The following is a 4,991-nucleotide window of genomic DNA, read 5'->3' as shown; positions in this document are numbered from 1 at the left end:
GGTTCGGGGTGGGTCTTGTATCGTTGGGAGACGTAAGGCGATGACCCGGCTATCACCGGTGAGCCTCCGGAAGAACAGCCGGGCAACCGGCCCAGTAGAACCGGACGGGTGCGGCCCGTCACAGCCGGCAATGAGCGGGCGGTCGATCCTGACCGCCAAGCGGGGTGGTACCGCGGACCACCCGGGAGCGCCGTTCGAGGCGTACCCCGGACGGTTCGTCCTCGCAGACCCACGTTGAGTGAGCTGCATGAGGAGAGCGACCCCCGATGGTCTATCCGTTGCACGACCCGACCGCCGCCGGTGTTCCGGCGAGCCCGGACCTGCCCGCGGTCGAGCGCCGGGTCCTGGAGCACTGGACGGCCGACAAGACCTTCGAGGCGTCGGTCGAGGCCCGTCCCGCCGGGACGGACGGCAAGAACGAGTACGTCTTCTACGACGGCCCGCCGTTCGCCAACGGCCTGCCGCACTACGGCCACCTCTTCACCGGCTACGTCAAGGACGTGGTGCCGCGCTACCAGACCATGCGCGGCCGGCACGTCGAGCGGCGCTTCGGCTGGGACTGCCACGGCCTGCCCGCCGAGGTGGTGGCCGAAAAGCAGCTCGGCATCACCAGCAAGGCGGAGATCCTCGACCTCGGCGTGGCCCGGTTCAACGAGGCGTGCCGCACCTCGGTGCTGGAGTTCACCCAGGACTGGGAGCGGTACATCAACCGGCAGGCCCGCTGGGTGGACTTCGCCAACGACTACAAGACCCTCGACCTGGACTACATGGAAAGCGTCATGTGGGCCTTCCGGACCCTGCACGACAAGGGTCTGATCTACGAGGGCTTCCGGGTGCTGGCGTACTGCTGGCGCTGCGAGACGCCGCTGTCGAACACCGAGACCCGGATGGACGACGTCTACCGGGACCGGCACGACCCGACGCTGACCGTGTGGTTCGAGCTGATCGGCGACGAGAGCGCGCCGGAGCTGGTGCGCGGGCCGGTCCGGCTCGGCGTCTGGACCACCACGCCGTGGACCCTGCCGTCCAACCTGGCGCTCGCCGTCGGCCCCGACATCGAGTACGCGGTGCTGGAACGCGACGGCCAGCGTTACGTCGTCGGCGCGGCGCGGCTGGCCGCGTACGCCAAGGAGCTGGACGGGTACGAGCAGGTCGGCACGGTGTACGGCCGTGACCTGGTCGGCCGCCGCTACACCCCGCTGTACGACTTCCTCGTCGAGCGGGCCGGCGACAACGCCTACCAGGTGCTCGGCGCGGAGTTCGTCACCACCGAGGACGGCACCGGGGTCGTGCACCTGGCCCCCGCCTTCGGTGAGGACGACCAGAACGTCTGCAACGCCGCCGGCATCCCCACCATCGTCACGGTGGACGACCACACCCGGTTCACCGCGCTCGTCCCGCCGTATCAGGGCGAGCAGGTCTTCGACGTCAACAAGCCGGTGATCCGGGAGCTCAAGGAGCGGGGGGTGGTGCTCCGGCAGGACACCTACACCCACTCGTACCCGCACTGCTGGCGCTGCGACACGCCGCTGGTCTACAAGGCGGTGTCGTCGTGGTTCGTGGCGGTGACGAAGTTCCGGGACCGGATGGTCGAGCTGAACCAGGAGATCAACTGGACCCCGGGGCACATCAAGGACGGCTCGTTCGGCAAGTGGCTGGCCAACGCCCGGGACTGGTCGATCAGCCGGAACCGGTTCTGGGGCTCGCCTATCCCGGTGTGGAAGTCCGACGACCCGAACTACCCGCGCCTCGACGTCTACGGCTCGCTGGCCGACATCGAGCGGGACTTCGGCGTACGCCTGACCGACCTGCACCGGCCGGCGGTGGACGACCTGGTCCGGCCGAACCCGGACGACCCGACCGGCCAGTCGATGATGCGCCGGGTGCCGGAGGTGCTGGACTGCTGGTTCGAGTCCGGCTCGATGCCGTTCGCCCAGGTGCACTACCCGTTCGAGAACGCGGACTGGTTCGACCACCACTACCCGGGCGACTTCATCGTCGAGTACATCGGGCAGACCCGCGGCTGGTTCTACACCATGCACGTGCTGGCCACCGCGCTGTTCGACCGGCCGGCGTTCCGCAACTGCCTCAGCCACGGCATCCTGCTCGGCTCGGACGGGCGCAAGATGTCCAAGAGCCTGCGCAACTACCCGGACGTCTACCACGTCTTCGACGCGTACGGCTCGGACGCGATGCGCTGGATGCTGATGTCCTCGCCGGTGCTGCGCGGCGGTGACATGGCGGTCACCGAGGCGGGCATCCGGGACGCCGTCCGGCAGGTGCTGCTGCCGCTGTGGAACGTCTGGTACTTCTTCTCGCTCTACGCCAACGCCGACGGATACTCCGCGCGGCGCCGCACGGACTCCACCGACCTGCTCGACCGGTACGTGCTGGCGAAGACGAACGAGTTGGTGGCGACGGTCGGCGCGCAGATGGAGGCGTACGACATCTCCGGCGCCTGCGCCACCGTCCGGTCCTACCTGGACGCGCTGACCAACTGGTACGTGCGTCGTTCCCGGGACCGGTTCTGGTCGGGTGACGTGAACGCCTTCGACACCCTGTGGACGGTGCTGGAGACGCTCTGCCGGGTGGTGGCGCCGCTGGCGCCGCTGACCGCGGAGGAGATCTGGCGGGGGCTGACCGGGGAGCGTTCGGTGCACCTGACCGACTGGCCGGAGGCGACCGAGTTCCCGGCCGACCACGAGCTGGTCGCCGCGATGGACGCCACCCGGGCGGTCGCGTCGGCGGCGCTGTCGCTGCGCAAGGCCAAGGGGCTGCGGGTACGGCTGCCGCTGTCGAAGCTGACCGTGGCCTCGCCGGCGGCGGAGCAGCTGCGCCCGTTCGCCGACCTGGTCGCCGACGAGGTCAACGTGAAGGCGGTGGAGTTCAGCGCGGAGCTGTCCGAATACTGCCAGCAGGTGCTGACCGTGGTGCCGCGGGCGCTCGGCCCGCGGGTCGGCAAGCAGGTCCAGCAGGTGATCAAGGCGGTGAAGGCGGGCGACTGGGAACTGGTCGACGGCGCCCCGGTGGCCGCCGGCGTCACCCTCGCCGAGGGCGAGTACGAGCTGCGCCTGGTCGCCGCCGACGCCGAGCACTCCGCGCCGCTGCCGGGCGGTGAGGGCGTGGTGGTGCTCGACACCGAGGTGACCCCGGAGCTGGCCGCCGAGGGGCTGGCCCGCGACGTGGTCCGGGTGGTGCAGCAGGCCCGCCGCGACGCCGACCTGGACGTCTCGGACCGGATCGTGGTGTCGGTGTCGGCCTCGGAGGAGGTGCGCGCGGCGGTGGCCGCGTACATGGGCTTCGTGACCGGTGAGGTGCTGGCCGACTCCATCGACTTCGCCGAGGGCCTCGACGGCTTCGACGGCGAGGTCGGCGAGGGCGAGCGGGTGACGGTCACCGTCCGCCGGGTATAACCGTCCATGTAAGGAAGGGACCCTTCTTGACGCCTCAGGCATCGGAAGGGTCCCTTCCTGACGGACGATTGTCACGCTCCGGGTCGCCCGCCCACCCGCTCCGGGCGACGTGCGGGCGTCGGCTAACGTGACACCGCCCGCGCAACACACGACCGCCGGAGGACCAGTGCCCCTGCTCTACACCATCGGCAAGCTCACCGTGGCGCCCACGCTGCGGTTGGCGTTCCGCCCGACCGTGGAGGGGCTGGAGCACGTGCCGGAGACCGGCGGCGCGGTCTTCGCCGGCAACCATCTCTCGGTGGCCGACGAGCTGTTCCTCGGCACGGTGGTGCCCCGGCACCTGGCGTTCTGGGCGAAGTCGGAGTACTTCAAGGGCTCCGGCGTGAAGGGCGCGATCTCCAAGTTCGTCCTCACCGGCCTGGGCGCGATCCCGGTCGAGCGGGCCGGAGGGCGGGCGGCGCTGTCCGCGTTCGACGCCGCCATCCCGGCGCTCAGGGGCGGCGACCTGGTCGTGGTCTACCCGGAGGGCACCCGCTCACCGGACGGCAAGCTCTACCGTGGGCGGACGGGAGCGGCCCGGCTGGCGCTCTCCGCCGGTGTGCCGGTCATCCCGGTCGGCATGATCGGCACGGACAAGGCACAGCCGATCGGCGCCCGGGTGCCCCGCCCCGGCACCGCCAAGATCACGGTCCGGTTCGGCAAGCCACTGGACTTCACCGGCCGGCCGGCCGACCGCACCTCGCTGCGGCAGATGACCGACGAGCTAATGAGCGAGATCCAGAAGCTCACCGGCCAGGAGTACGTGCCCCGCTACGCCCCGCCGCGCGCCCACCCGGACCCGACCCGCGACGCCTGACGGACCCCGGCCGGCGACCGCCGGACGGGCCTGGCCTCAGCGCTGCTCGGGCTGGACGATCTGGCCGCGCAGCGTGTCCAGCAGAGCCGCGCTGTCGGAGACGGAGAGCCGGGTGAACACCCCGGTGGCGATGCTGCCGTGGTCGACCGAGGTGCACACCACCACCTCGTTGCCGGCGGACCGGCCGACCGCGCAGCGTTCGTGACGACCCCGTACGCCGGTCTTCACCGTCTCGGGGGCGTTCAACGCGTAGCGCTCGCTGAGCCGGGTGATCTCCGCGTCCGCGTCCGCCTCCGGGGTCAGCCGGAATCCGGTGCCGCCGAAGACGGTCACCCGCTTGCCGTCCGAGGTGGCGTAGATGCCGGCGAACGTGTCCTCGGCGAGCCAGTGGTCCTGGCGTACCTCGCTCTCCAACTGCTGGGCGGCCTCCGCGCTGCCGTCGTCCTGGCGCAGGCTCAGGTCCGCCACCTGCTCGGGCAGCGCCGCGCGGGCCGGGTACTGGGCCGCGATCGGGAACCCGTAGTAGGCCGGGCAGCCGCAGCAGCAGGCCAGGGTGAGCAGCAGCAGCCACGGCCAGCGGCGTCGCCGGCGGACCGGCACCGGCACGTACCCCTTGGGCGCCTGCCACCCCGGCGGCGGCGCGGCGGAGCGGCGGCCCCGGCGCTGCTTCGGCACCGCGGGCGGCGACACCGGCAGGGTCGGCGTGGCCGGTCGGGTCGGCG

General features: G+C 71.3%; 2 protein-coding genes and 1 pseudogene. 2 read left to right on the top strand and 1 reads right to left on the bottom strand.

The features are described 5' to 3' along the window. Nucleotides 1-266: 266 nt before the first annotated feature. Together ileS and DKT68_RS00695 are read left to right on the top strand one after the other, a co-directional pair. Entirely contained in the window at nt 267-3,413 is a 3,147-nt protein-coding gene (ileS, locus tag DKT68_RS00700) for an isoleucine--tRNA ligase (protein ID WP_109815504.1), read from the top strand. Between the two features lie 166 nt (nt 3,414-3,579). Beyond that, nucleotides 3,580-4,269 (top strand): lysophospholipid acyltransferase family protein, encoded by a 690-nt coding sequence (locus DKT68_RS00695; protein ID WP_109815503.1) that lies wholly within the window; start codon nt 3,580-3,582, stop codon nt 4,267-4,269. A gap of 36 nt (nt 4,270-4,305) precedes the next feature. Here DKT68_RS00695 and DKT68_RS00690 read toward each other — a convergent pair. Beyond that, a pseudogene (locus tag DKT68_RS00690) lies at nt 4,306-4,991 on the bottom strand (hypothetical protein); the annotation flags it as partial.

It is taken from the genome of Micromonospora acroterricola (assembly GCF_003172955.1).
Lineage (GTDB): Bacteria > Actinomycetota > Actinomycetes > Mycobacteriales > Micromonosporaceae > Micromonospora > Micromonospora acroterricola.
Note: the sequence above shows the minus strand (reverse complement) of the source record. Positions and strands in the feature narration are given on the sequence as shown.